At 68.9% G+C, this 23,014-nt stretch carries 25 protein-coding genes (1 of these 25 only partly in view); 8 read left to right on the top strand and 17 right to left on the bottom strand.

The window, feature by feature from the left end; genetic code table 11:
- A protein-coding gene (alr, locus tag F784_RS22375; RefSeq protein ID WP_019585742.1) for an alanine racemase crosses the window boundary here: on the bottom strand, window positions 1-707 show its 5' portion. It extends 397 nt beyond the left edge of the window; 707 of the gene's 1,104 nt are visible here — the first part of the coding sequence; the start codon lies at window positions 705-707; the stop codon falls past the left edge of the window.
- Window positions 708-745: 38 nt separating this feature from the next.
- Between alr and F784_RS0105645 the strand changes: the two genes are divergently transcribed.
- Both F784_RS0105645 and F784_RS0105640 read left to right on the top strand, forming a co-directional pair.
- Window positions 746-2,713 (top strand): hypothetical protein, encoded by a 1,968-nt coding sequence (locus tag F784_RS0105645; protein ID WP_019585741.1) that lies wholly within the window; start codon window positions 746-748, stop codon window positions 2,711-2,713.
- Window positions 2,714-2,779: 66 nt separating this feature from the next.
- A complete protein-coding gene (locus tag F784_RS0105640; RefSeq protein WP_019585740.1) occupies window positions 2,780-3,217 on the top strand; it encodes a hypothetical protein in 438 nt (145 codons plus the stop codon).
- Window positions 3,218-3,246: 29 nt separating this feature from the next.
- On the opposite strand, the gene F784_RS0105635 is transcribed toward F784_RS0105640, so the two are convergent.
- The 6 genes from F784_RS0105635 to F784_RS0105610 form a co-directional block, all read right to left on the bottom strand.
- Window positions 3,247-3,927, bottom strand: a complete 681-nt coding sequence (locus F784_RS0105635) for an ABC transporter ATP-binding protein (protein WP_019585739.1) — start codon at window positions 3,925-3,927, stop codon at window positions 3,247-3,249.
- Window positions 3,927-5,087, bottom strand: a complete 1,161-nt coding sequence (locus F784_RS0105630; protein ID WP_019585738.1) for an ABC transporter permease — start codon at window positions 5,085-5,087, stop codon at window positions 3,927-3,929. The genes F784_RS0105635 and F784_RS0105630 overlap by 1 nt, the downstream gene beginning before the upstream one ends.
- Before the next feature lie 533 nt (window positions 5,088-5,620).
- On the bottom strand, window positions 5,621-6,937 hold the full coding sequence (locus F784_RS0105625; protein ID WP_019585737.1) for an aminotransferase family protein: 1,317 nt from the start codon (window positions 6,935-6,937) through the stop codon (window positions 5,621-5,623).
- 12 nt (window positions 6,938-6,949) lie between these two features.
- The gene (locus tag F784_RS0105620) at window positions 6,950-7,834 is read right to left on the bottom strand and encodes a hypothetical protein (protein ID WP_019585736.1); all 885 of its coding nucleotides are present in this window, start codon (window positions 7,832-7,834) and stop codon (window positions 6,950-6,952) included.
- Window positions 7,828-8,334: a DinB family protein gene (locus F784_RS0105615; protein WP_019585735.1), complete on the bottom strand. Its 507-nt coding sequence runs from the start codon at window positions 8,332-8,334 to the stop codon at window positions 7,828-7,830. The genes F784_RS0105620 and F784_RS0105615 overlap by 7 nt, the downstream gene beginning before the upstream one ends.
- Entirely contained in the window at window positions 8,301-8,807 is a 507-nt protein-coding gene (locus F784_RS0105610; RefSeq protein ID WP_019585734.1) for a DinB family protein, read from the bottom strand. The genes F784_RS0105615 and F784_RS0105610 overlap by 34 nt, the downstream gene beginning before the upstream one ends.
- Before the next feature lie 50 nt (window positions 8,808-8,857).
- On the opposite strand from F784_RS0105610, the gene F784_RS0105605 reads away from it, so the two are divergent.
- Window positions 8,858-9,199: a DUF4180 domain-containing protein gene (locus F784_RS0105605; RefSeq protein ID WP_019585733.1), complete on the top strand. Its 342-nt coding sequence runs from the start codon at window positions 8,858-8,860 to the stop codon at window positions 9,197-9,199.
- Window position 9,200: 1 nt separating this feature from the next.
- Here the strand turns inward: F784_RS0105605 and F784_RS0105600 are convergent, their stop codons facing one another.
- The 6 genes from F784_RS0105600 to F784_RS0105575 all read right to left on the bottom strand — a co-directional run bounded on the left by F784_RS0105600 (window position 9,201) and on the right by F784_RS0105575 (window position 13,832).
- Window positions 9,201-10,778 (bottom strand): L-glutamate gamma-semialdehyde dehydrogenase, encoded by a 1,578-nt coding sequence (locus F784_RS0105600; RefSeq protein WP_019585732.1) that lies wholly within the window; start codon window positions 10,776-10,778, stop codon window positions 9,201-9,203.
- Between the two features lie 133 nt (window positions 10,779-10,911).
- A complete protein-coding gene (locus F784_RS0105595; protein WP_019585731.1) occupies window positions 10,912-11,826 on the bottom strand; it encodes an ROK family protein in 915 nt (304 codons plus the stop codon).
- Window positions 11,827-11,836: 10 nt separating this feature from the next.
- Complete coding sequence (locus tag F784_RS25990; RefSeq protein WP_157465040.1) at window positions 11,837-12,025, bottom strand: hypothetical protein; 189 nt, start codon at window positions 12,023-12,025, stop codon at window positions 11,837-11,839.
- 225 nt (window positions 12,026-12,250) lie between these two features.
- A complete protein-coding gene (locus F784_RS0105585) occupies window positions 12,251-13,027 on the bottom strand; it encodes an alpha/beta fold hydrolase (RefSeq protein ID WP_019585729.1) in 777 nt (258 codons plus the stop codon).
- Window positions 13,028-13,097: 70 nt separating this feature from the next.
- A complete protein-coding gene (locus tag F784_RS26770; RefSeq protein WP_157465038.1) occupies window positions 13,098-13,481 on the bottom strand; it encodes a hypothetical protein in 384 nt (127 codons plus the stop codon).
- Window positions 13,482-13,586: 105 nt separating this feature from the next.
- Complete coding sequence (locus F784_RS0105575) at window positions 13,587-13,832, bottom strand: hypothetical protein (RefSeq protein ID WP_026332292.1); 246 nt, start codon at window positions 13,830-13,832, stop codon at window positions 13,587-13,589.
- Window positions 13,833-14,068: 236 nt separating this feature from the next.
- On the opposite strand from F784_RS0105575, the gene icd reads away from it, so the two are divergent.
- Complete coding sequence (gene icd / locus F784_RS0105570; RefSeq protein WP_019585726.1) at window positions 14,069-15,331, top strand: NADP-dependent isocitrate dehydrogenase; 1,263 nt, start codon at window positions 14,069-14,071, stop codon at window positions 15,329-15,331.
- A gap of 56 nt (window positions 15,332-15,387) precedes the next feature.
- Here icd and F784_RS0105565 read toward each other — a convergent pair whose 3' ends face one another.
- Window positions 15,388-16,260 (bottom strand): transglutaminase-like domain-containing protein, encoded by an 873-nt coding sequence (locus tag F784_RS0105565; RefSeq protein WP_019585725.1) that lies wholly within the window; start codon window positions 16,258-16,260, stop codon window positions 15,388-15,390.
- Window positions 16,261-16,512: 252 nt separating this feature from the next.
- On the opposite strand from F784_RS0105565, the gene F784_RS0105560 reads away from it, so the two are divergent.
- The 3 genes from F784_RS0105560 to F784_RS0105550 all read left to right on the top strand — a co-directional run bounded on the left by F784_RS0105560 (window position 16,513) and on the right by F784_RS0105550 (window position 19,158).
- Entirely contained in the window at window positions 16,513-16,740 is a 228-nt protein-coding gene (locus F784_RS0105560) for a hypothetical protein (RefSeq protein ID WP_019585724.1), read from the top strand.
- On the top strand, window positions 16,737-17,495 hold the full coding sequence (locus tag F784_RS0105555) for a class I SAM-dependent methyltransferase (protein WP_026332291.1): 759 nt from the start codon (window positions 16,737-16,739) through the stop codon (window positions 17,493-17,495). Before F784_RS0105560 ends, F784_RS0105555 begins: the two co-directional genes overlap by 4 nt.
- A gap of 130 nt (window positions 17,496-17,625) precedes the next feature.
- Window positions 17,626-19,158 (top strand): B12-binding domain-containing radical SAM protein, encoded by a 1,533-nt coding sequence (locus tag F784_RS0105550; RefSeq protein WP_019585722.1) that lies wholly within the window; start codon window positions 17,626-17,628, stop codon window positions 19,156-19,158.
- A 64-nt stretch (window positions 19,159-19,222) separates the two neighbouring features.
- On the opposite strand, the gene F784_RS0105545 is transcribed toward F784_RS0105550, so the two are convergent.
- The 3 genes from F784_RS0105545 to F784_RS0105535 all read right to left on the bottom strand — a co-directional run bounded on the left by F784_RS0105545 (window position 19,223) and on the right by F784_RS0105535 (window position 21,601).
- The gene (locus F784_RS0105545) at window positions 19,223-19,726 is read right to left on the bottom strand and encodes a hypothetical protein (protein WP_019585721.1); all 504 of its coding nucleotides are present in this window, start codon (window positions 19,724-19,726) and stop codon (window positions 19,223-19,225) included.
- Window positions 19,727-19,882: 156 nt separating this feature from the next.
- Window positions 19,883-21,049 carry a cation:proton antiporter gene (locus F784_RS0105540; RefSeq protein ID WP_019585720.1) on the bottom strand — a complete coding sequence of 389 codons (1,167 nt, stop codon included), beginning with the start codon at window positions 21,047-21,049 and terminating at the stop codon, window positions 19,883-19,885.
- Window positions 21,050-21,112: 63 nt separating this feature from the next.
- Complete coding sequence (locus tag F784_RS0105535; RefSeq protein ID WP_019585719.1) at window positions 21,113-21,601, bottom strand: cation:proton antiporter regulatory subunit; 489 nt, start codon at window positions 21,599-21,601, stop codon at window positions 21,113-21,115.
- Between the two features lie 119 nt (window positions 21,602-21,720).
- On the opposite strand from F784_RS0105535, the gene F784_RS0105530 reads away from it, so the two are divergent.
- Window positions 21,721-22,992 carry a 3-isopropylmalate dehydratase large subunit gene (locus tag F784_RS0105530; RefSeq protein ID WP_026332290.1) on the top strand — a complete coding sequence of 424 codons (1,272 nt, stop codon included), beginning with the start codon at window positions 21,721-21,723 and terminating at the stop codon, window positions 22,990-22,992.
- The last annotated feature ends 22 nt before the right edge of the window (window positions 22,993-23,014 follow it).

The raw sequence follows: 23,014 nt of genomic DNA, 5'->3' as shown, positions 1-23,014 counted from the left end.
TGCGTGACCCGGGCCTGAAGCGTCATGACGGGCGTCAGGGGCACCACTCCCCGCAGGTGCGCGGGTGCGAACCCATACGAGGCGAGGCCGGGCCGCGCCAGACTCAGCCCCGGCAGCTCCCCGAAGCTGAGGATGCCTCCGCCGTTCGCCGCATGCGCCAGGACCGGGGGCAGCGCGGCGAGCACGTGCCCGAAGCGCGCGAGTTGCTCGCGGGCGAAGCTCAGCTCCGGCTCGTCGGCGGTGGCGAAGTGGGTGTACACGCCCTCCAGCAGCCCCCGCTCGGCGAGGCGCAGACCGATCTCCACCGCCTCCTCGGGCCGGGCGCCCAGCCGATTCATGCCCGTGTTGACCTTCAGGTGGGCGCGGGCATGGGCGGGGAGCGCGTCGGCCTCCGCGAGCGAGGCGACCGGGAGCCGCACCCCCAGGTCGGCGAGCGGCCCCACCTCCTCGGGGGTGGGCGGGGTCAGGAGCAGGATGGGCTTGCCGGGGTTCAGCGCCGCCAGGGCCACCGCCTCGCGCGGCACCGCCACCGCCAGCCCCCACACGTCGGGGTGCCGGGCGGCGACCCGGGAGACGAGCTCCAGCCCGTGCCCGTAGGCGTCCGCCTTGACCGGCAGCAGCAGCCGCGTCCCCGCCCGTCGGGCCAGGGCCGTGAGGTTGTCGCCCAGGGCGGACTCGGAGATCAGGGCCTGCGCGCGGGAATGCATCGCCCGTATGGTAACGGCCCCGTTATCATTTTCGGGCAGTGAGCACCCGACTCCCCCTATCCGGCAAGGCGCTCTCCCACACAGCGCTGCTGACCCTCGCCGCCCTGCTGGGCAGCACCGCCTCCGCCCAGGCGAACAATCCCGCTGGCGGCATCCTGCCCCTGGTGTCGGTGGGCGAGAAGTGGCCCCAGGCGCAGGAGACCTACCTGATCCGCGTCTCGCCGGGGGACTCGGGCAAGCCCCTGGGTCTGGAGGTCTACAGCCCCACCTTCAACCTGGCCGATTACGTGGAGGGGCGCCGGGGCGAGGGGTACTTCGGCGACGAGCTGTACCAGAAAAACGAACCCTTCGAGACCACCTTCGTCCTGACCGGGCCCGGGGGCACCGTCGCCGAGCGGCGTTACTCCACGAACCGCGAGCACACCTGGGAGAGCCTCTTCGCGGGTGGCCTCCCGGCGGGCACCTACACCCTCAAGGTCAGCAGCCGGGGCGACGGCAAGAATTCCTTCGCGCTGCGGACCGCCGCCCCCTTCGTGCTGGAGACGAGCGACTTTTCTGTGAACGCCCGCAACACGGAGGAGGCGCCCCTCCTGGCCGCCCGGCTGAACGTCCCTGTGGACTGGGTGGGCAAGACGCTCTCCCTGGTGAACTACGACGTGGACGGCCCAGGGGAGGCCGAACTGTGGGCCGTGCGGCCCGGCGGCGAGCGGGTGAACCTGACGCCGAGCGAGAACGGCAGGTCGGCGACCGACCGCTTCACCGTCGCGGCGGCAGAGGTGGGCGAGTGGCAGGTCTTCCTGCGTGTGCTGCCCACGACCCGGCAGTATTCCAACGCGATCCGCCTCTCCTTTCGCCTGGAGGGCCAGCCCGTGACGGCGCGTGTGGGCGGCTTCACCCCTCCTGAAAACGCCAAGATTGCCAACCAGATTCTCGTGGACGTGGTCGATCCCCAGGGCCGCCCGGTGCCCGGCGCGAGTTACACCCTGGTTGGTGAGGGCTCGGTACGGCCCGCCCTGCCCCCCGGCTACGTGCCGATCAGCAGCGCGATCATCGAGGGCGTGGGCAACGTCGTCTCGCCCACCGAGATCCGCACCCAGCCGGGCTACGCCAAGCTGCGCTTCGTGGCCCGCCCGCCGCTGGGGCAGCTTACCGTGGAGGCGGTGGCCCTGTACGGGGGTGAGCGTCTGCCCCTGAACGGCATCCCCTTCGAGGTGGCCGGGCGGTCCCTCACCACGCCCGCCACGCTGCCGCTCCCGCCGGGCGACTACCCGGTCACGCCGGGCACCGTTCCCGGCAGCACCGTCACGCCGCCTCTGCCCGGCCGGGTGTCCGACGCCGGGACGGGCAAGGTCACCCTGGAGTACCGGGTGCAGACCGAGCTCTCGCTCGTCACCTCGCCCGACGTGCTGAACGCCTGCGACGTGACCCAGCTCACCGCGACCGCCCGCACCGACTTCCCGCAGCGCCTGCCCGCCCGGCTGCGGCTCAACCTGCCCACGGGCTGGAGCAGCGACTACCCACTGGAGGTGCCCGGTGAGATCAGCAGCGCCGCGCCCCTACGCCTGAAGGTGCCCGTCCGCGTCTGCCGCTCGGATACCGCCGAGGCCGTGCTCGATCCCCTCGACCTGCACACGACCGGACAGGCCCGCGTCCGCAACCCCGGCGGCGCCAACGTGACCCGCACCGTGCAGGGGGGCGCCCGAGCCACGCTGGGCAAGAACGTGGAGACCGCCACGCAAGGCTACACCGTCACGCTGACCCTCACCGTGGACCGCACGTTGGAGAACGTGCGCCTCCTCGACCCCCTGCCGACTGGCGGGAGCACACCCGCCGTGCGCGGCACGCTGAACGTCCAGGGTCCCAGCCTCGCCGCGGTTACGCCCCGCGTGGACGGCGACACCATCCTCCTCACGCGGGTGATTCCCGGCACGTACACCCTCACGTACACGCTGCTCACCGACCAGCCCGCCGACCGCGTGATTACGGCCCCGGACGTGAGCTGGTAACCCTGCGCTGAGAATTGTGAAGAAGAGCCGCCCCGACAGGCGGTTTTTCTGTATACTCATGTGAATATGAAACGTGCGTGGCTGCTGCCCCTCGTCGCCGCGTTGCTGGGCGCGTGCGGCACCCTGGCCGAGCCCCCCACCCCCACGGCCGGGGATCTCCTCGCCGCACCGACCGCCCTCCAGATCGCGGGCCGCAGCCTCAAGGCAGACGCGACCTCCAACCTGGACGGGAACACCTTCCAGGTTCGGGTGCGGGTGCAGGGCAGCCGCGCGCCCCTGCCGTCCCTGGCCGTTACCGGCGTCTACGTCGTGACCGAGGACGGCGTCTGGAGCGCCGCCACGACCCAGAGCGGGCGCTGCGGCAAGGGCACATGCCTCCAGGGCACCGGCCGAGGCGGAGCGCGCGGGCTGCGTTCCGGCGAGGGCGTGCAGGTCGTCGTCAGCCTGAGGGACGCCGGGGGCCGGACGCTGTGGCTGCGTGATCCTCAGGCCAGCGTGGGGTAGGCGGGCGCCGAGCAGAACTGAGCCTCGCCTCAATCCCCCGCCGTCACCACCCCGTCCCGGACGCGCAGGGTGTGGTCGGCGAGGGCCGCCACGTCCCGGTCGTGGGTGATCAGGACTACCGTGCGTCCCTCGCGCGCCGGGCCGATCAGCAGTTCCAGCACCCGCTCCCCCGTGTGCGAGTCGAGGTTCCCGGTCGGTTCGTCGGCGAGCAGCACCCGGGGGTCGTGCGCCAGAGCCCGGGCGACCGCGACCCGTTGCGCCTCCCCGCCCGAGAGCTGCGAGGGCAGGTGCGAGGCTCGGTTGGATAACCCCACCTGGTCGAGCAGCGTCCGCGCCCGCTCGCGCCGTTCACGCTGCCCCATCCCCGCCAGCGTGAGCGGAAACTCCACGTTCTCCAGCGCCGTCAGGATGGTCACCAGATTATGGCTCTGGAACACGAACCCGTAGTTCGCCAGCCGGAAGTCGGCCCGCCCCGCCTCGGGGAGCGCGTGCAGGTCGGTGCCGTCTACCCACACCCGGCCAGTGGTCGGCGCATCGAAGCCCGCGAGCAGGTTGAGCAGCGTGCTCTTCCCGCTGCCGCTCGGCCCGACGACCGCCGTCATCCCCGGCGCAAAGGCGTGGGTGAAGGGCGCGAGGGCCGTGACGGTGCCCTCCCCGCTGGGGTAGATGCGCGAGAGGTTCTCGACCCGCAGGACGCAGGAGCCCGGCATCACACGCGCCCCAGCGCGTCGGTGATCCTCAGGCGGCTCGCCGCCCGCGCCGGAAGCAGGCCCGACAGCAGCCCCAGCAGCAGGCTGATCCCCAGCGCGAGCAGGGTCAGCCGGAGGGTTAGCGCCGCCGCGTCGATCCCCGCGAGCCGCTGGGTGTAGGCGTTCACCGCCGCGATACCCCCCAGTCCCAGGATCAGGCCGCCGACTCCGCCCGCGAGCGCGAGCAGCAGGCTTTCACTCAGCACCAGCCACCGCACGAACCCTGGCCGCGCCCCGATAGCCCGCAACGTCCCGAACTCGCGGGTGCGCTCGAACACGCCCATCATCACCGTGTTCGCCACCGCCAGCCCCCCCACGATCAGGGCGATCAGGGAGATGCCGAAGCGCACCGCGTCGCTGATCCGCAGCGCCCGGTCCACAAAGGACAGGAAGTCCGACTGCGTCTGCGCCTCCACGTTCAGCCGTTTGGAGACCGTGTCCGCGACGAGCCGGGCATTCCGCGGATTTGCCAGCTTCAGCGCCACGAGCGACACGCGCCCCTGCGCCCCCTCCGCCCGTTGTAACGTCGTGAGCGGCAGGAAGATGAAGCTGTCCACCAGCCCCGACTTCGGTGCCAGGACACCCACCACCCGCACCCGGTTGCGGCGGTTGAGGTTCAGCACTGAACCCAGCCCCAGGTGAAGGTTCTGCGCGGCCTTCGCCCCGACCACCGCGACCCCCTGGCCCTCGTCGGTTGGAGTCAGGCTGCGGCCCTGGGCCGCCGGGGTGTTCGGAAACACCGCCTCCACCCCCTGCGTCGCCGGGAGACCATACAGCACCGTGCTCTGCGACACGTCCAGGCTGCCGCGCACCGTCATCACAATCGGGGTCACCGAGGTGAGGCCCAGCTCGCCCGAGAGCTTCTGGAGGTCGCTCACCACTGACTGCGGCAGGTTGGGCTGTGGCGCGAAGCCCTGGGTCAGGCCACTCAGGCTCACCTGCACGTCCGGGCCAATGCCGCCCAGCTCCGAGGTGAACACCTTGCGAATGCCCTCGCCCAGCGACAGGAAGACCACCATGCTCGCCACGGCGACGGTGATGCCCAGGGCAGTGAGGAGGGTCCGCACCGGGCGGCGGGTCAGGCCTTTCCAGGCCAGTTTCCAGAGGTCGGACGGGTTCACGGGTCACACGCTACCCCGGTTTGGGGGGAGGGACGGGGGGAAGGGCTGCGGTTGAGGTGGAAGGGGAGGGTCAGCCTCCTAGCGAGAGGGGGAGATGTTCGGTGTGCAGGGCATCTTGACACGGCTTGCGCCCACCCCCTGAGGGGGTAGGGGGAGTGGCGCTGCGCTAGACAAAGGGCTCGCCCATCTCGCCCGTGGTCGCTTTTCTCAACCCGTAAGGCTTGATCTTGCTGTGTGCCAAGTCGCGGGCCACCGTCTCGCTGCGCGAGCAAGGCGGGGTGAAGGCCGTGCGAGAGCAAGTCACGTGCAGGGATCGGCCATTCACAAGAGACGGTTTTCAAAAGCAGGAGCTTTGGCGCTTTTCGCTCCTCCCCCCTTGTGGGGGAGGCCTGGATGGGGTCGCAGGCAAAGCCTACCCTCCAGCACTTGCCCCCGCTCAGTTCCGAGGCGGAGGAGAACTCCAGCGCCCCTCTCTACCGTGTGGGAGTCCGTCCAAAATTCCTGAGGACCGGAGCCGTTCTCCGTCCTCTTAGTCAGACGGTCTCCACCTGCTCCCGCGTCGCCGCTTCCAGTGCCCCGTCCAGCGCCGCCAGCATCTCCTCCAGCTCGGCGTCTGTGATCGTCAGAGGGGGGCCGAGGAGGAGGTGATCTCCGCGCGTGCCGTCCACGGCGCCCGTGCCGGGGTAGGTAATGAGGCCCCGGCTCATGGCGACCTTTGCTACCCGGTCGGCGATGCCTGGGGTCTCGAAGGCTGCTCCCGTCGCCGGGTCGCCCAGGACCAGGCCCAGCAAAAGCCCCTGCCCGCGGGCCTCCAGCACGGTGGGATGCCTCTCCTTCAACCCCCGCAGCCCGGCCAGCAGGCGCTCGCCCTGCACCCGCGCCCGCTCCGTCAGTCCCTCCCGCTCCACGATGTCCAGGACGGCAAGGCCCGCCGCCACGCTGACCGGATGGCCCGCGTAGGTGAAGCCGTGCTTGAAGGCCCCCGAACCGTTCATCACGGTGCCGTACACCTGAGCACTCGCGGCGAGGCCAGCCAGTGGCGCGTACCCGGCGGCCAGGCCCTTGCCCAGCACCACAATGTCGGGCGTCAGGTTACCCCCCAGGCGCATGGCGAGCGGCGCTCCGCAGCGGCCCATCCCGCTCATCACCTCGTCGGCGATGAAAAGGACTCCGGACTCGCGGCAAATCTCGGCGATTCTTGCGTGATAGCCCACATTTGGGGCCAGCGCTGCGTCGGACGCGCCGACGACGGGCTCGGCGATGAAGGCGGCGACACTCGAAGGCCCGGCCTCCTCCAGCACCCCGCGCAGCCGCTCGGCATCCTCCTCGCCGGGCAGGGAGGGGTCTGGCTTCGGCATCTTCGGCCACGCGGCCTCGTTGATCAGGGGTGAGTAGATGGCCCGCCGCGCGCCCATGCCCGAGGCGGCGAGCGCCCCCAGGCTGGCGCCGTGGTAGCTCGGCACGCGGGTGATCACCTTGTAGCGGCCCGGCTCGCCCCGCTCGACGTGGTACTGCCGGGCGAGCTTGATGGCGCTCTCGTTCGCTTCGGAGCCGCCTGACACCGCCCAGAAGCGGAAACCGGGCAGCCCCAGGAAGCGCAGGAGGCGCGCGGCGTACTCCTCCAGCACCGGGCTGGTGAACTGCGACCCGTGGACGAAGGGCAATTCGCGGGCCTGCCGTGCCAGGGCCTCGGCGACCTCTGCCCGGCCATGCCCGATGTTCGCCACGAGCGCCCCCGAGGAGCCGTCCAGGTAGCGCCGCCCGTCGGCGCCAAACAGGTACACGCCCTCGCCGCGCACGGCGGTGGGGTAGGGCTTGCGGGAACGGTAGAAGACGCTGGAATCGGTCACGGGTGGAGCCTTTCAGGAGTCGAAAAGGGGCGGGAGGGCCAGCCAGTCGCTCAGCGGGGGATCACCCTCCACCTCCCATGCACGGAGAATCAGGCGGCAGGCGGCGCGTTGGGGGTCCAGGTCGGGAAAGGGGAGATGCCGCGTATAGGCGGCCCGAAAGTCCCGGGCGCCTTCCGGTGTGAGCAGCAACTCCCACAGGCAGAGGTCGAGTTCGGGAGGAGCGAGGGCACACGACTCCACATCTACCAGCGCGTGGGGTTGACCACCGCGCCACACGAACTGCGTGCCGTTCCAGTCGAGCAGCATGGGCACGGCCCGGGTAGGGGAGGGCACGGAGGCGAAGGCCGACTCGATCTGCGGCCAATCGTCCGTCCGGGCGTCCGGGCCAAAGTGTTCGGCCAGTTCGCGCACCACCTTCAGGGCACGCGGGTAGAAGTCGCTGAGCGGGAAGCCAGTTTCGCCCGTCACCGGTCCATACGTGTCAGAGGCATGGGCGTGAACCGCCGCCACCTGCCGCCCCAGCTCCCCCGTGTCCGCCTCCCGCAGGTCACGGGCGGGCTCGCCCTTCACGAACTCCACCCCGAGCGCCGGGCTTCCCCGGAACTCCATCAGGCCCAGCACATCCGGCACCGCCCACACGCCCAGTTCCCGCCAGAAGCGGTAGGCCCGAGCGGTGGCGCCCAGGTCGCGGGGGTCCACCCCGAACAGCCGGACGAGGCCCAGCATGAAGGGGCTGACCTCCGGCACGGTCCACCAGGCGCGGCGCAGGATCACCGGGCCGCCCGGCAGGTCCACCCGCCACACGTGTGAGGCCTGGCTGGAGTCGCCCGCATTCAGCTCCGTGACGGCGAGCGCCGCACTCAGGTCCAGGGCCGCCGCTGCCCGCGCCCCTACCATGTGTCCCCTCCGCTCGGGGGCGGCCACAGCCCGAGTGCTTGCCGGATCAGCACGACCTGTCCGAGGTGGTAGACACCATGCCCCGCGAAGTTGACGAGGGTGGCGGCCCAGGGCTGGCCCTCGCGGGTGAGGCCGGAGGTGAAGTTGGCATCGCGGCTCAACGCCCGCAGCCGCTCCTGATCACCAAGCAGACGGGCGCGCAGTGCCTCCCAGTCTCCGGGCTCGGGCCAGCCACCCGCCGCGTGTTCCGGCCACACGGGATGACCCCCGCCTGCCGCTTCGAGCAGGAAGTCCTGCCAGAAGGCCACATGAGCGACGATCTGCGCGGCCGAGTGGGACAATCCGGGCGGCACCCGCGCCGCGTCCTCCGCCCCCAGCCCCTCCAGCGCCCGCTCCCAGGGGACATTGGCGGGGCCGCCGGAGAAGAGGTTGCCCACCGCCTTCCCAAACTCGGCCCGTTCCCCGCTCACCACGTGTCCCCGCCCCCGGGCGGCGGCCACGCCCCCAGTGCCTGCCTGACCGTCACCACCTGCCCAAAGTGGTGCGCGGTGTGCAGTGCGAAATCTGCCAGCAGTTCCCCGATGGTCTCGTCGTGGTTCACCGGGTTGGCAAGGTCCGGTCGGGCCGTGTGCGTGTCGACGCGGGCGAGCAGTTCGTAGAACTCGGCCTTGACGCGGCCCCAGTCGGCCTCGCCCACCGCGGACCAGGTGTCCGCCGCGTGCTTCGGGTACGGCATCGCCTGCCCGCCCTCAATCACGTCCAGCATCCAGCGGTTCCACCAGTTCACGTGCGCCACGAGCTCGGCAACGCTGTGAGGGAGACCCTCCGGGCGGCGCACGGCCACCGCTGCATCCAGCCCGCTCAGCGCCGCTTCCACGCCCACGAACGCCTGCCCGCCCCGGAACAGCTTGGGCAGCAGTCGGGCGAAGGCGAGCTGGGCACGCTCGTTCCGGTCAGCCTGGGTGTCGGTCATGGGGGTAGTTTCGCAGAGAGAGGTTGGGAGAGAGTTACCCTGGCCTTGAGATGAATGCCGGGCCACAGATCAAGACGGCGGGCGAGCTGGGCGTCGCGCTCCGCACCTTAGCCGACGTTCCCGAAGTGGTCGGAGCTGCCTTCGGCCTGGACGGGCTGGTCCTGACGGAAGCCGACCTGTCCCCCGAGTTCTTCCGGCTGCGAAGCGGGCTGGCGGGTGAGGCCTTCCAGAAGTTCACGAACTACCGCATCCGGGTCGCGCTCGTGTTGCCGGACTTCACGGCGCACGGGGAACGCTTCGCCGAGCTGGCGTACGAGCACCGGGCCCACCGCTGGATTCGGTTCGTCCACACCGAGGAGGAGGCGTGGGCCTGGTTGGGGGCCCACACCTGACTCAGTACTTCTGCGCCACCGTCTTCGTCTGGAGGAACCAGAAGAGGTAGTCGGGGCCGCCCACCTTCGCGTTCGTGCCGCTCATGCCGTAGCCGCCGAAGGCATGGGTGCCGGACAGCGCCCCCGTGCATTTGCGGTTCACGTACAGGTTCCCCACGTGGATCAGGCGCCGCGCCTCGTTGATCTTCTGGGGATCGCGGCTGTAGAAGGCCGCCGTTAGCCCGTACTCCGAGTCGTTGGCGAGGTCAATGGCGTGGCGCCAGTCGCGCGCCCTCGTGAAGCTCAGCACCGGCCCGAAAATCTCCTCCTGGAAGAGGGGGTCCTTGGGGTCCACGTCCGCGAAGATGGTGGGCTGCACGTAGCCGCCCTCACGCTCCCCGGCATTTACCCGCTCCCCGCCGAGAACGAGGCGGGCCGTTCCCCTCCCCTTCTCGATGTACCCCATGATGCGGTTCGCGCTGCCCTCGTGGATGACCGGCCCGAGGGGGGCATTCTCCTCCGGCGAGCCGACCTTCAGCCCCCGGGCGAGGTTCACGACCCTGTCCAGCAGCTCGTCGTACACGCTTTCCTCCGCGATCACGCGGCTGCACGCGGAGCACTTCTGCCCGGCGTACCCGAAGGCCGCCTGCACGATGCCCTGGGCGGCAGCGTCCAGGTCGGCGTCGGCGCACACCACCGTCGGGTCCTTGCCCCCCATCTCGGCCATCACGCGCTTGAGCCACCGCTGGCCCGGCTGCACCTTCGCCGCGCGCTCCATAATGCGGCAGCCGATCTCCTTGGAGCCGGTGAAGGCGATCATGCGGATGTCCCGGTGGTCCACGAGGGGATCACCCAGCACCTCGTCCGTCCCGGTCAGGAACTGGATGACGTTCCGGGGCAGGCCCGCCTCGAACAGCAGTTCGACCAGCAGCAGGCTGGAGAGGGGCGTCTCCGAGGCGGGTTTCCAGACCACCGTGTTGCCCGCCGCGATGGCCCCCAGCGCCATGCCCAGCGGGATCGCCGCCGGGAAGTTCCAGGGGCTGATGACCGCGACCACGCCGATGGGCTCGTACACCATCGTCACGTGCTCGTCAGGCATGGGATAGACGGGCTTGCCCTGGGCCCACTTCAGCGCCTCACGGGCGAAGACCTCGAAGTGGTCCACGCACTCGGCGATCTCGCCGTCCGCCTCGGCCCAGTTCTTGCCGTTCTCCAGGCCCATCACGGCGTTGAATTCCATTCGGCGGGCGCGCAGCAGCTCGGCCGCCCGCTTAAAGATCGTCGCGCGCTGCATGGGGTCGGAGAAACGCCACTCCTCGAACGCCACCTTCACGCAGCGAATCGCCTCCTCCAACTGCTCCGGCGTCGCCTTCGGAAAGTGCCACACGACCTCACGGGTATCGGCGGGGTTGCGGACATCGAAGGTCTCGCCGCCCTCGACAGGCTTCCCCCCGATATACAGCGGGAAGGTCCGGCCCAAATACTTCTCGCGCACCGAGCGGTAGGCCCCGCGTTGCTTCTGCGCCACGTCCTCCTGCCCAAAGTTGAAGTACGGCTCGTGTTCAAAGGGGAGGAAGCCCTCCATCAGCGTGCTCGTCATTGCCCTGCCTCCTTGAGATTAAGGCGAGGGTAACACGAGCCCTGGAGGCAAGCAAAACCGCTGGCAGACGGCAAAAAAGAGATGCTAACGAGGGGTGAGGGGCCGGACTACGGCGCCCGCAACTTTACATTTGTCAGGTCGCGTCCGCCTCCCGTCCCGCCCAGAGCGCCGCCCCGATCAGCCCCGCGTCCGCTCTCAGCTCCGCGTGAACGACCTCGGGCCGGTAGCGTTCAGGGAAGTGGGCGAGGGCCTCCCGCACCCGCGCTAGGTATCCAGGTCGCAGGCCCACGCTGCCGCCCAGCGCCACCCGGGTGACGCCCAGCAACGCGGCGATGTCCGCGATCTTCCAGGCAATATTGGCAGCCGAATGGAGGTGGGTGTCGGCCGCAACGTCCTCCCCCTCCTCGGCCGCGTCACACAGCGTGCGTGCGTCGGCATACCCCAACTTCCGGGCCTGTTCATTCAGCGCCGTGCCGCTCGTCTCGAACTCCAGCAGGGCGAGGGAACCGAGCCCTGGGACTTCGGCGCCGGGGCTCCAGTGGGCAGGCACGCTCACGAAGCCCAGTTCGGCGTCCAGCCCGTTGGCGGCAAGGTGCAGCCTTCCCCCCAGCACCAATCCCGCTCCCACCCCGGTACTCACCGTGATGAACATAAACTCGCTCGTCCCGCGCCCCGCCCCCGCGCTGAATTCGCCCCAGGCCGCGGCCCGCGCGTCGTTCAAGGCCGCGCACGGCAACTCCAGGCCTTCCGAGACCCGCTCGGCCAGCGGAACGTCCGTCCAGCCGGGGAAGGTGTGGGCGGCTGTGGCGGTCACGCGGCCCCGGGCAACGGCCCCCGCACAGGCGACGCCGACCGCCGAGGCCCGTGGGGCCAGGGGGGTGGCGAGGCCGAGGGCTGCCGTCAGGACGACCTCCGGGAGGGCAGGCTTCGGCGTCCGCGTCTCGTGTCGCTGCGTCACCTGCCCGCCCTCCACCAGCGCGGCGCGAATGGACGTGCCGCCAATGTCGAGGGCGAGGAGGGAGGAGGGTGAGGGTTTTGGAGAAGTCATCCCCTCATTGTCACTGCTCGAGTGTGATCTGCCCGCCGGAGTCGGCAACCCAGCGGGCGCCCATGCCAGGCGTGACATAGTTCTGAGCATGTTGCTGGTCACGCAGGCCGTCGAAGGTCAGTTCGGCGCCGCCGTCACCCCGGATGGAAAGGGGCACGTGCCAGGTCCGCTGGAGTCCCAGTACGCCCGCTCCACGCATTCCCGAATACACACGCGCAGACCGGTCAACGCCGCACCGCTCCGGTTCACCACCTACAGCTTCGTGACGGGCCAGGAGACCTCGTATCCCCACAAGCCCAACTCCAGCAGGCCCGGCGCGAGGGGAGGGGGACGAAGGTGGCGGCGAGCATTCACCCAACCTGTGGGCCCGATGTCTTTCTCTAGAGTTGCCTCCCTCTAAAAGAGTCGGAACGCGCCCGTGCCGTCAGGATTCCAGAAAGAAAGCCAGCACCGCGTCCCGCATTCCCCGGCTGGTGTAGTGCCCCACGCCTGGAAACACGGCCTCCCGGAAGTTCTCCGGGCACTCCTCCTGCGCGTAGGCCTCGCGGTAAGCAACGGCGGTCGGGCCGTGGTGGGCGGCGAGGGGGAACACCGGGTCGCTGTCCCCACTCGCCAGCAGGAGGGGGGTGGGCGGTGCGTCGCCCGCGTGGGTGACGGGGCGGTGGGTCTCCAGAAAGGCCCGCAGTTCCGGCCGCCTCACCTCCGGCTCCTCCCACACCCCAGAGGAGATCAGCACCGCCGCCCGCCTCACCTGCGTCTCGGTCCGGGCGAGGGTCTGCGTCACGTAGCCGCCCATGCTCGACCCGACCACCGAGACGGGCAGCGGGCCGAACGCCTGTTCGAGGGCGTCCAGCAAGGCCGGGGCCTCCGCCACCGTCCGGCGCACGCTCTCCCAGACGTACTCGCGGGCATTCAGGCCGGGCGGTGTGTCGCTCACCCGCTCGCCGTGCAGCGCCGCGTCGGGGATCACGACGGCCCAGCCCCGCACCGCAAGGGCGGAATACACGCCCAGTTTGCCCTCCTTCGCCGCCCCCGCCCCGTGGTACACCAGGCAGAAGGCCCGCACGTCGGAAGCCTCCGGTGGGCGCTCGATCAGGACGGGAACACCCGCCAGGACGCGCCGCTCGATCAAGAAGGGCGTGTCGCCGTGCATGGGTGTGGCATGCGGATCGGCCGGATTGAAGTGTCGTTCGTCCGTCATGAATCCACCTCCAGACGCTCCACCCGTTCCGTTGTGTCCCTGTGGCGGGGTTCGATATGGCGGACGGGGCTCACTGAACGCGCACTTTGCCCCACGACTTCCCGTTGACGATGACCTCGAAGGGGTCCGTGCGGGCTGGGGTGCCGGGGTCGCTGTAGGACAGGGTGGTTTCGGCGTAAACGGCGGGACACACAGCACCCGGACGAGTCTTTGTTGCCTCGGCCTTCAACGTCAGGACCTGCGTTGTCCGGGAAACCAGGGTGAGGCGGTGGTTCGTATCCTCGCACGACCCTATGCTGGCCCGTACATCGACCTGCAGGGGCGCTGCTGGGGAGACCGCAGCCGGAAGGCTGACGTTCACCACATCCAGCTCCACAGTTCGGGAGGCTCCCAGAACTCCGCAGGCACTCAGGGGCAGGGCGAGGAACAGTGCAGCAGCCCAGAATCTTGTCATGTCTCATCCTGCCATCCCGCGCGCCATCCCACCTCCGCAACGTCGGCCGCAAGAGACATGAAAACCGGCCCCACCATCGGGAGCCGGTCGCCCTGGCGCTGCGGCTCAGTGCCCGTCGCCGTCCTGCGCCTCGCGCTTGCCCTCGCGGTACTCGGCGTGCGCCTCGGCGTTGTGGACTTCGGCCTTGCCGCGGTCTACGGCGGCCTCAGCATTATTCTCCAGACGGCTGGCGCCGTCGGTCAGGCCGCTGGCGATCTCGTGTCCTGCCGCACGGGCCCGGTCAGCGCCCTCCTTCAGCTTGGCTCCGGCGGCGTCGCCCATCTTCTCCAACGTGCTCTTGTCATCACTCAAGGTGAACCTCCTGGTCGTGGATTCCCGGTTGGGTGAGGCCAGCATCGCGCGGCGAGGCACCGACCGGGTGAACCCTGACTTCACGCCGCCCAGCTCGACCTTTAGCTGAGCTGCCCACTCGCTTCATGTAGCGGGGGGAGGAGAGGCGCGTGAAAATTTGAACTGCGTCGACACCATTCGGGTGACACGGACACCAATGCACCTCTCAGGCGTGGGAGGGGTAGAGTTGGGCCGACATGACCCAGCTCAGCGATCCGCATATCCAGGTGCCCACCCAGGGCGAGAAGATCCGCATGGAGGGGGGCAAGCTCCAGGTGCCCGACCGGCCCATCATCCCCTTCGTGGAGGGCGACGGCACCGGCCCCGACATCTGGCGCGCCAGCGTGCGCGTGCTCGACGCAGCGGTGGAGCAGGCCTACGGCGGTGAGCGCCAGATCGAGTGGATGGAGGTTTACGCGGGCGAGAAGAGCGTGCAGGTCTACGGCGAGGGCGAGTGGCTGCCCCAGGCGACCATCGACGCCTTCAATGAATTCCTCTTTGGCATCAAGGGTCCGCTGACCACGCCCGTCGGCGGCGGCATCCGTTCCATCAACGTCGCGCTGCGCCAGGAACTCGACCTGTACGCCTGCGTGCGCCCGGTGCAGTACTTCGAGGGCGTGCCCAGTCCGGTCAAGCGCCCCCAGGACGTGAACATGGTGATCTTCCGCGAAAACACGGAGGACATCTACGCGGGGATCGAGTACCGGGCGGGGACGCCCGAGGCCGCCCGGGTGCGCGAGTTCCTGACGGGCGAGATGGGCGTCACCAAGATCCGCTTCCCCGAGACCTCCTCCTTCGGGGTCAAGCCCGTGTCGAGGGAAGGCACCGAGCGCCTGGTGCGCGCCGCCATCCAGTACGCCATCGACAATGGGCGCAAGAGCGTGTCCCTGGTCCACAAGGGCAACATCATGAAGTTCACCGAGGGCGGCTTCCGCGACTGGGGCTATGAGCTTGCCAAGCGCGAATTCGGCGGCGTGGAAGTCGACGGCGGGCCGTGGCTCCAGCTTCCGAACGGCATCGTCATCAAGGACGTGATCGCCGACAACTTCCTCCAGCAGATCCTGCTGCGCCCCACCGAGTACGACGTGATCGCTACGTTGAACCTCAACGGCGACTACATCTCCGATGCGCTCGCCGCGCAGGTCGGCGGCATCGGCATCGCGCCCGGCGCGAACATCAACTACGTGACCGGCCACGCCATCTTCGAGGCGACCCACGGCACCGCGCCCAAGTACGCGGGCAAGGACGTCATCAACCCCTCGTCGGTCATCCTCTCCGGCGAGATGATGCTGCGCTACATGGGCTGGACCGAGGCTGCCGACCTGATCCTGAAGGGCCTGGACCAGACCATCCAGCAGAAGGTCGTCACCTACGACTTCGCCCGCAACATGGATGGCGCGACCGAGGTCAAGACCAGCCAGTTCGCGGACAAGATCATCGAGAACATGCGCGGGGCGTAAAGCCACAGGGCCAGCGTGAGGGGCAGGGGGTCAGCGCGGCTCCCTGCCCCCGCCTGTTAACCTGCCCGGATCGGGGCGAGTTCGGGAGCACGCAGCCGAGAATCACCCTCGTAAAGTGCCCGGAGTTCCCCACAGGCGTCATTGCCGAAGTTTGCCAGCGTGGCAGCACAGTCCAGCAGCGCCAGATCGTCCTGACTCACCTCTGCCACGCCAATTAAGCCCCAGCGGTCGGAACTGGGAAAGCTGTCGATCCCGTGGATGGCGGCGAGGTCATGCACGACCTGTCCGCGCAGGTAGGGCCAGCCGTGCGACTGGGGCTGACTCCAGTCCCAGCCGTAAAGAGTTGCGTCGCTCGCCCCGCCCCGGCAGCGCCCCCACACTTCGGTGGCCGTCTGGAACTGCTCGGGTCCAAGGTCATGGGCGTCGTACGTCACGCCCCCTGCCCGGTGCTGCTCGGGTCCCATCTGCACGTCCACCCGAACCCAGCGCGCCCCGTCGTCCCGCCAGTATTCCGTGATCCAGTGGTTGTAATGCTGCTCACCGGTCATTACGAAGCCGCTGCGCACGCGGGCGGGCACCCCCTGGTGGTGCAGCAGCGCGGCGAGCAGGACGGCGAAGTTCATGCAGTGCGCCGACAGCCGCAGCTCCGGTGATCTGGGCAGGATGAGATCGCGCCCGTCCAGTTCAAGGATGCGGTGCAACTTCGCCTGGGCGCCCCGGTGGTAGCCGTCCTGGGGGTCGCGTTCGGGCGGGAGTTGGACGCCAAACAGATGCGCGTCGAAGGGATGGAGGACCAGACCGCGCACGATCTGGCACAGGGCGGGCACGTCGCGCGGCAAGTCCTGGAAGGCCACGCTATAGGGGCCGAGGTCGGTGTGGGGCTTGGGCCGCCGGAAAAAGTCCAGGGCGATGTGTTGCGGAGTGGTCATACAACCTCCCGTTCAGGTGACGAACACCTGGCCTGCCGTTTGGGTCTGGCCGCGCGACCGCCCACATTGTCCGTGAAGCCGGGGAAAACGTCTCGGGGTTGCACCACGGAAGGGCCAGGGCTACTTTGGGGACAGTTTTGGCAGGCAAATCGAGGGGCGCGCGGGAGCGCTCCTTTCTGTTGGAAACACGCGGGAGGCCCCACTTCTCACCGAGGGCTGACGGCCTCCCCCTCGGCGCTCTATCCTCCCCCCATGACACGCCTGCTGATCGCCCTGGCCGGAGTGGTGCTGCTGGCCGTCACCGCGCTGGCGCTGGTGTGGCTGGCCGGGCAACTGCTCGTGGGGCTGGGCGCCTTCGTGGTCGGGCTGGCGGGCGTGCTGGCGCGGTTGCTGCGCTTCCTCGTTGTGGCTGGCCTGCTGGGCGGCCTGACTTATTTCATTGCGAGTGCGTGGCGCCCTGCACGGGGGGCGCAGCGGTGAGCGCCCCCGACCGTTTTCTGGGGCGCGCGGAAGTGTACGCGGCGGCCCGGCCCTCCTACGCAGCTGCCCTTGGTCTGTGGTTGAAGGAGCGTGGCCTGCTCTCCGGCGGCGTGGCCGACATCGGCGCGGGCACCGGCCTCTTCACCCGCCTGCTGCTCGCGCACGGGGTGAAGATTCACGCCGTCGAGCCGAATCCCGAAATGCGCGCCCAGCTTGCACCGGCCTTGGCAGGGGAGACCACGGCGGGCTGCCTCACTGTTCATGACGGCACCAGCGAGGCCACCGGCCTGCCGGACGCGTCCGTCTCCCTGGTCGCCGCTGCCCAGGCTGCCCATTGGTTCACCCCCGAGCCCACCATCCGCGAGTTCCGCCGCATCCTCCAGCCCGCAAGTTTTGTCCTGCTCGTCTGGAACGACTGGCGGGGCGAGGAAACAGGCTTCAACAAGGCTTACGGCGAGACGGTCCGGCAGTTTCAGGAGGCGGGGACGCCGGATGTCGCCACCCGTGTCCCCGAGCAGGAGTTGCCCCATCTCCTGCCCGGTGGCTTCGAACGGGTCACTTTCGAGAATCCCCTCCCGCTTACCCGTGAGCGCCTGCATGCCCTCGCCGCCAGTGTCAGCTACCTGCCCTCGCCCGAGGATCCCGCCTACCCGGCGATGACGCGTGAACTGGATCACCTCTTCGACAAGCATCAGCAGGACGGCATGGTCACCCTCGCTTACCGCACGCACGCCTTTCTGGGTCGCCTGGATTGAAGGGCGAGCCGTGACGCGCGCTTCAGTTCAGGAAACAAAATCCGTTAAACTATTCGATTGTGACGTGCGCTGACTCCTGAAAGGCTTCAGGCTCCCAGCGCCCCTATCCCTTAGGCACAGTGGAGGCTTCTTGAGTTACTGGCGCAACCAAATCAAACCGCTGCTTGACGCGGAGACCGGGACGCTTTTCAAACAGGCGCCCATCCGCGTCACGCTGGGGTTTCCCAACCGCTATTCCGTGGGGATGGCTTCCCTGGGCTATCAGGTCATCTACCGCATGTTCAATCAGGAAGAAGGCGTCGCCTGCGAGCGGGCCTTCCTCCCCGACGATGTAGACGCTTTCGAGCGAACTGGACAGGCGCTGCCCACCGTCGAGAGCGGGCGCGACGCGGGCGACTGCGAACTCTTCGCCCTCAGCGTCTCCTTCGAGCTGGACCTGACCAACATCATCCGCATGCTGGATGTGGCGGGCATGCGTCCGCTGCGGGAGGAACGCACCGACACCGACCCCGTTGTGATGATCGGCGGCCCTTTCACCTCCTCCAACCCCTATCCGCTGACGCCCTTTGCCGACGTGATCGTGATTGGCGACGGCGAGCAGATCGTTCCCGTGGTGTCGGAGGCCCTGCGCGAGTCGAGCACCCGTGAGGAGTTCTACGACCTGATCGACGGCATGCCCGGCATCTTCCTCCCCTCCCGGCACGTCCACGAGCCGACCTGGGCGACCGCGCCTAAGGAACTGCTGCCCGCCTACAGCCAGATCGTCACGCCTCACTCGGAGCTGAGCAATATGTTCCTGGTCGAGGCACAGCGTGGCTGCCCGCGTCCCTGCACCTTCTGCCTGGCCCGCACGATGTACGGCCCCAACCGCAACAACCAGGCGCAGGAACTTCTCGACACCATCCCTGACTGGGTGGAGAAGGTCGGGCTGGTGGGCGCGGCCCTCTCGGACTTCCCGCATACGAAGTACGTGGGGCGTCAACTCACCGAGCGGGGCATCAAGCTCGGCGTCTCCAGCATCCGCGCCGACACGGTGGACGAGGAACTCGCCGCCATCCTGAAGGCGGGCGGCCTGCGGACCTTCACCGTCGCCTCCGACGCCCCCTCCGAACGCCTGCGCCGCTGGCTGAAAAAGGGCATCACCACGGAAGACCTCGTCAAGACCGCGCAGATCAGCCGCGACCTAGGCTTTTCCGGCATCAAGGTCTACATGATGATCGGCCTGGGTCCCGAGAACGACGACGACATCACCGAGCTGATCAGCTTCACGAAGGACCTGGCGAAGATCAACCGGGTCGCGCTGGGCATCAGCCCCTTCGTGCCCAAGCGGCACACCCCGCACTTCGCGGACCCCTTCGCAGGCGTGCAGACCATCGAGAAGCGTCTCAAGCGCATCCAGAAGGAGCTGCGGACGACCGCCGAACTCCGCAACGTGTCCGCCAAGTGGGCCTGGGTCGAGTCCGTCATCGCCCGTGGCGGCCCTGAGGTCGGCATGGCGGCCTACTCGATCTACCGCAACGAGAGCATCGGCGCCTGGAAAAAGGCCCTAGACGAGGTCGGCTGGCGCGACGAGTTCGAGGCGAACATGCCCGTCATCGGCCTCCCGCCCGGCCAGTATGAGGCGAGGGACGTGAGCGCCCACGCGCAGGGACTGGCGGTTTAAAGGCAAAAGGCAGGGGGCCGGGGTGCAAAAGCCCCGGCCTCCTGTTTATCGACGTGGGTCCGGCCTACTTCGTGCGGGTCAGCGTGCAGGACGCCAGCCCGTCCATCTTCCCCGTGTCGATGTAGTCGTCGAACAGATCGAACACTTTCCGGTCCCCGAGGTTCTTGGCGTAGGCCCTGGTCAGGAGCTTCCCGACCGGCACGGCCCCGGGCTCCCGCACCAGGCAGGCTTCGTAATCCCCGCTGCCCGTGCTGGTGAGCCGCATGGCGAAGATGAACTCGGGGTCCGAGTCGGCGGGGTCGTAGAAGAACAGGTCGGCCATCGCCCTGTCGTTCAGCCGGATGAAGGTGGGGTCGTACGAGGCCGCGTTCCTCACCTTGAAGTCACGGACGCCGACCGTCATGGTCCGCGGGGCGCCCGCGTCGGCGACCTTCGGGGTCATGACCCAGACCTGCCCCTGGGCAAAGACGGGGTCAGCAATCATGGCCGTCGTGGCGGTGGGGGCACAGGCGGCCAGGGTCGCTGCGGCGGCGAGAGCGGCGGTGGGGAGCAACAAACGTTTGGTCATGCCCGGTCAACCTACTTGCCCCTATCCGACAGAGTTGTCAAAGAGGGGGTGCCGGACTCTTCCCACCTGGAAACCACGCGGCAGGCGCCATCCCCGCCGCAAGGCTCCAGTCATCCCCAGTGGACGCGTGGGACGAGCAGGGCCGTGCCAACGTCCTCACCCCGCCCGCGCCTCCCGCAACCTGCGGTCGAAGAGCGGCGCGAGTTGCGCGTCGAAGCGGGCCAGCACCGGGCCGAGGATCGCGGTCAGCAACACGTACACGGCGGCGAGCGGCCCCAGCATGGGCACGAGTTCCAGCCCCAGCCCCGCGATCAGGATGCTGAACTCGCCGCGCGGAATCAGGGTGGCGCCCGCCCGGAACCGGCCCCGCGTCTGGACTCCGGCCCGGGCCGCCCCCCACCAGCCCGTCATGAACTTGGTGGCGCCCGTGATCACGGCCAGGGCCAGCGCGGGCAGCAGCACGCCTGGCACGCTTCCCAGGTCCAGCTGCAGCCCGAAGAATACGAAGAACACGGCGGCGAACAGGTCGCGCAGCGGCTCGATCAGCCCCCGGGTGCGCTCGGCCACCTCGCCCGAGAGGGCGATCCCGACCAGAAAGGCGCCGATGGCGGCGGAGACCTTCAGCAAGTCCGCCACCCCTGCCACGACCAGCACCAGGCCGAACACGCTGAGCAGGAGTGCCTCGCTGCTCTGCACGTTCATCAGGCGGCTCAGGACGTGCCCGTATCTCAGCGCCAGGAAAAAGGCCAGCGCAAAGGCCGCGAGCGCCACCAGCAGGTTGATCTCGATGGCGATCAGCGTGCCACCGATGAGGAGCGCGGCGATGACCGGCAGGTAGACGGCCATCGCCACGTCCTCCAGCACGCAGACGGCCAGGATCACGGGCGTCTCGCGGTTGCCCAGCCTTCCCAGGTCGGCCAGCACCTTGGAGGCGATGCCGCTGGAGGTCAGATACGTCACGCCCCCCAGCAGCACGGCGGCCAACGGCGGGAAGCCCAGGGCGAAGCCCGCCACCAGCCCCGGCGTGAAGTTCAGGCCCAGGTCCAGCAGGCCAACTTGCCGGTTCGCCTTCAGGTTGTCGCGCAGTTCCTGGCTGGTGTATTCCAGCCCCAGCGTGAACAGCAGCAGCACGGCGCCGATCTCCGCGCCAATGTGGATGAACTCCGTGGGCGCGTCGCCCAGCGACATGAAGGCTCCCAGCCCGATCCCGGCGAGCAGGTACAGCGGAATGGGGGTGAGGCCCAGCCGCCCCGCCGCCCGCCCCACGAAGGCGAGCGCGAGAATGACCGCGCCGAGTTCCAGAAACAGTTGAGCCAGGGGCACGTCGAACCTCGTCGAAAGGTGAGAGAGGCGGGGACGGCGTGCGGGAAGGGGATGGGGAGGAGGTCAGCCCTCGCCGCTCAGCAGGTTCGCCGCGCGGACCACCCCCTCGGGCGTGCCCACCACGACGAGCGTGTCCCCGGCGCGCAGCGGGAACTCCGGCCCCGGCGCGGGAACCGCCTGCCCGTCCCGCATGATCGCCACGATGCTCGTCCCGGTGCGCGTCCGCATCATGGTGTCGCCCAGGGGACGCCCCGCGTAGGGGCTGAAGCCCGGCAAGTTCACCCAGTCCATCGCCAGGCCCTCGATATCCTGAGCGAGGCGCGACACGTGCCGGGTGATCGTGCTGCCGCCCAGCAGATCGGCGACCGCCTCGGCCTCCTCGTCGCTCAGGACGATGCTCTGCGCGCAGGCGTCCGGGTCGTCGCGGCGCGAGACGAAGATTTCCCGTCGTCCGTCGCGGTGCGTGATCACGCCCACGCGTTTGCCGAAGCGCCCATCGAAATCGTGCCGCACCCCCACGCCGGGGAGGGGGGTTTCTTCAAGTCTGACCATACCCCCAGCATAGGCTGGGGCCGCGCAATTCTCTGTAATACCTGGCATATGCTAGGTCATCTTCCTTTTGGGCATTCAACCCTATACCTCCCCCGTCCTTTCGCGCGACAATGGCGGCCATGACCGCCTCCCCTCCCCGCCCGCAGACGATGGCGGAAAAGATTCTGTCCCGGCGCGGCGCGCAGATCGTGTACGCCGGGGACCTCGCCGTGGTGGACGTCGATCAGGTCATGGTCGTGGATTCCATCGCCCAGAGCTTCATCGAGCGGATGCGCCGCGATCTCGCCGCCACGCCGAAGTACCCTGGGCGCGTCTCCATCGTGATCGACCACGTCGCCCCCGCCGCCACCGTCAGCGTCGCGCAGGCGCAGAAGGAGGCGCGCGAGTACGCCACCGCGACAGGCGTGCGTCTCTTCGACGTGGGGCGCGGCATCTGCCACCAGGTGCTGATGGAGGAACGCCTCGCGCAACCCGGCTGGATCGTCCTGGGCTCCGACAGCCACTCGACCACGTATGGGGCCGTCGCGGCCTTCGGCACCGGCATGGGCGCGACCGACATCGCCCTCGCCGCCGCCAGCGGCAAGACCTGGCTGCGTGTGCCCGAGAGCGTGAAGGTCACGTTTGCGGGCGACCTCAGGCCCGGCGTGACCGCCAAGGACGCCGCCCTGGAGATGATCCGCGTCCTGGGGGCCGACGGCGCCACCTACCAGAGCATCGAGATGCATGCCGGGGACCGTTTCACCCGCGGCGAGCGCATGACGCTGGCGAACCTGTGCGTGGAGGCCGGAGCGAAGGCCGGACTCTTCGTCCCCGGGGGCGAGATCCTGACCGACTACGGCTACGACATCCCCGACTGGGTGTATCCCGACCCCGGCGCCAGGTATGTCCGCGAGGTCGAGATCAACCTCGCCGCCCTGCGCCCGCGCATGAGTGTCCCCAGCGAGGTGGACAACGTTCATGACGTTTCGGAACTGCGCGGCCTGAAGGTCGATCAGGTCTTCATCGGCACCTGCACCAATGGCCGCATTGAGGACCTGCAGGCCGCTGCCGAGGTGCTGCGGGGTCAGCGGGTCAACCCTTCCACCCGTCTCCTCGTCATCCCCGCCAGCAGCCAGGTCATGGAGGAGGCGATGGCGGACGGCACCCTGCTCACGCTGATGCAGGCGGGGGCGGTGCTGGGGACTCCGGGCTGTGGGCCGTGCATGGGCCGTCACCAGGGCGTCCTCGCTCCCGGCGAGGTCTGCGTCTCGACCTCCAATCGCAACTTCATCGGCCGGATGGGGGACAAGGACGCGAAGATTTACCTGGCGAGTCCAGCGGTAGCGGCGGCGACGGCGGTGATGGGGCGAATTGCGCTGCCGGAGGATGTAAGAGGGCCGGTGGGGGTATGAGAGCGCATACATCGTGGATTCA

It is taken from the genome of Deinococcus apachensis DSM 19763 (assembly GCF_000381345.1).
Taxonomy (GTDB): domain Bacteria; phylum Deinococcota; class Deinococci; order Deinococcales; family Deinococcaceae; genus Deinococcus; species Deinococcus apachensis.
This window is presented reverse-complemented; position numbering and strand designations above follow the sequence as displayed.

Coding starts and splice junctions, on each gene's coding strand:
- F784_RS0105635 (WP_019585739.1), bottom strand. CDS start 3,927: ATGCCGGGCTCCTGCGTCCTGCGGGTCGAGAACCTCTCGCGCATCTAC.
- F784_RS0105605 (WP_019585733.1), top strand. CDS start 8,858: ATGAATGCCGGGCCACAGATCAAGACGGCGGGCGAGCTGGGCGTCGCG.
- F784_RS0105535 (WP_019585719.1), bottom strand. CDS start 21,601: ATGGTCAGACTTGAAGAAACCCCCCTCCCCGGCGTGGGGGTGCGGCAC.
- F784_RS0105565 (WP_019585725.1), bottom strand. CDS start 16,260: ATGACCACTCCGCAACACATCGCCCTGGACTTTTTCCGGCGGCCCAAG.
- icd (WP_019585726.1), top strand. CDS start 14,069: ATGACCCAGCTCAGCGATCCGCATATCCAGGTGCCCACCCAGGGCGAG.
- F784_RS26770 (WP_157465038.1), bottom strand. CDS start 13,481: ATGACAAGATTCTGGGCTGCTGCACTGTTCCTCGCCCTGCCCCTGAGT.
- F784_RS0105585 (WP_019585729.1), bottom strand. CDS start 13,027: ATGACGGACGAACGACACTTCAATCCGGCCGATCCGCATGCCACACCC.
- F784_RS0105600 (WP_019585732.1), bottom strand. CDS start 10,778: ATGACGAGCACGCTGATGGAGGGCTTCCTCCCCTTTGAACACGAGCCG.
- F784_RS0105610 (WP_019585734.1), bottom strand. CDS start 8,807: ATGACCGACACCCAGGCTGACCGGAACGAGCGTGCCCAGCTCGCCTTC.
- F784_RS0105595 (WP_019585731.1), bottom strand. CDS start 11,826: ATGACTTCTCCAAAACCCTCACCCTCCTCCCTCCTCGCCCTCGACATT.
- F784_RS0105560 (WP_019585724.1), top strand. CDS start 16,513: ATGACACGCCTGCTGATCGCCCTGGCCGGAGTGGTGCTGCTGGCCGTC.
- F784_RS0105620 (WP_019585736.1), bottom strand. CDS start 7,834: ATGGTAGGGGCGCGGGCAGCGGCGGCCCTGGACCTGAGTGCGGCGCTC.
- F784_RS0105640 (WP_019585740.1), top strand. CDS start 2,780: ATGAAACGTGCGTGGCTGCTGCCCCTCGTCGCCGCGTTGCTGGGCGCG.
- F784_RS0105530 (WP_026332290.1), top strand. CDS start 21,721: ATGACCGCCTCCCCTCCCCGCCCGCAGACGATGGCGGAAAAGATTCTG.
- F784_RS25990 (WP_157465040.1), bottom strand. CDS start 12,025: ATGCGTGGAGCGGGCGTACTGGGACTCCAGCGGACCTGGCACGTGCCC.
- F784_RS0105545 (WP_019585721.1), bottom strand. CDS start 19,726: ATGACCAAACGTTTGTTGCTCCCCACCGCCGCTCTCGCCGCCGCAGCG.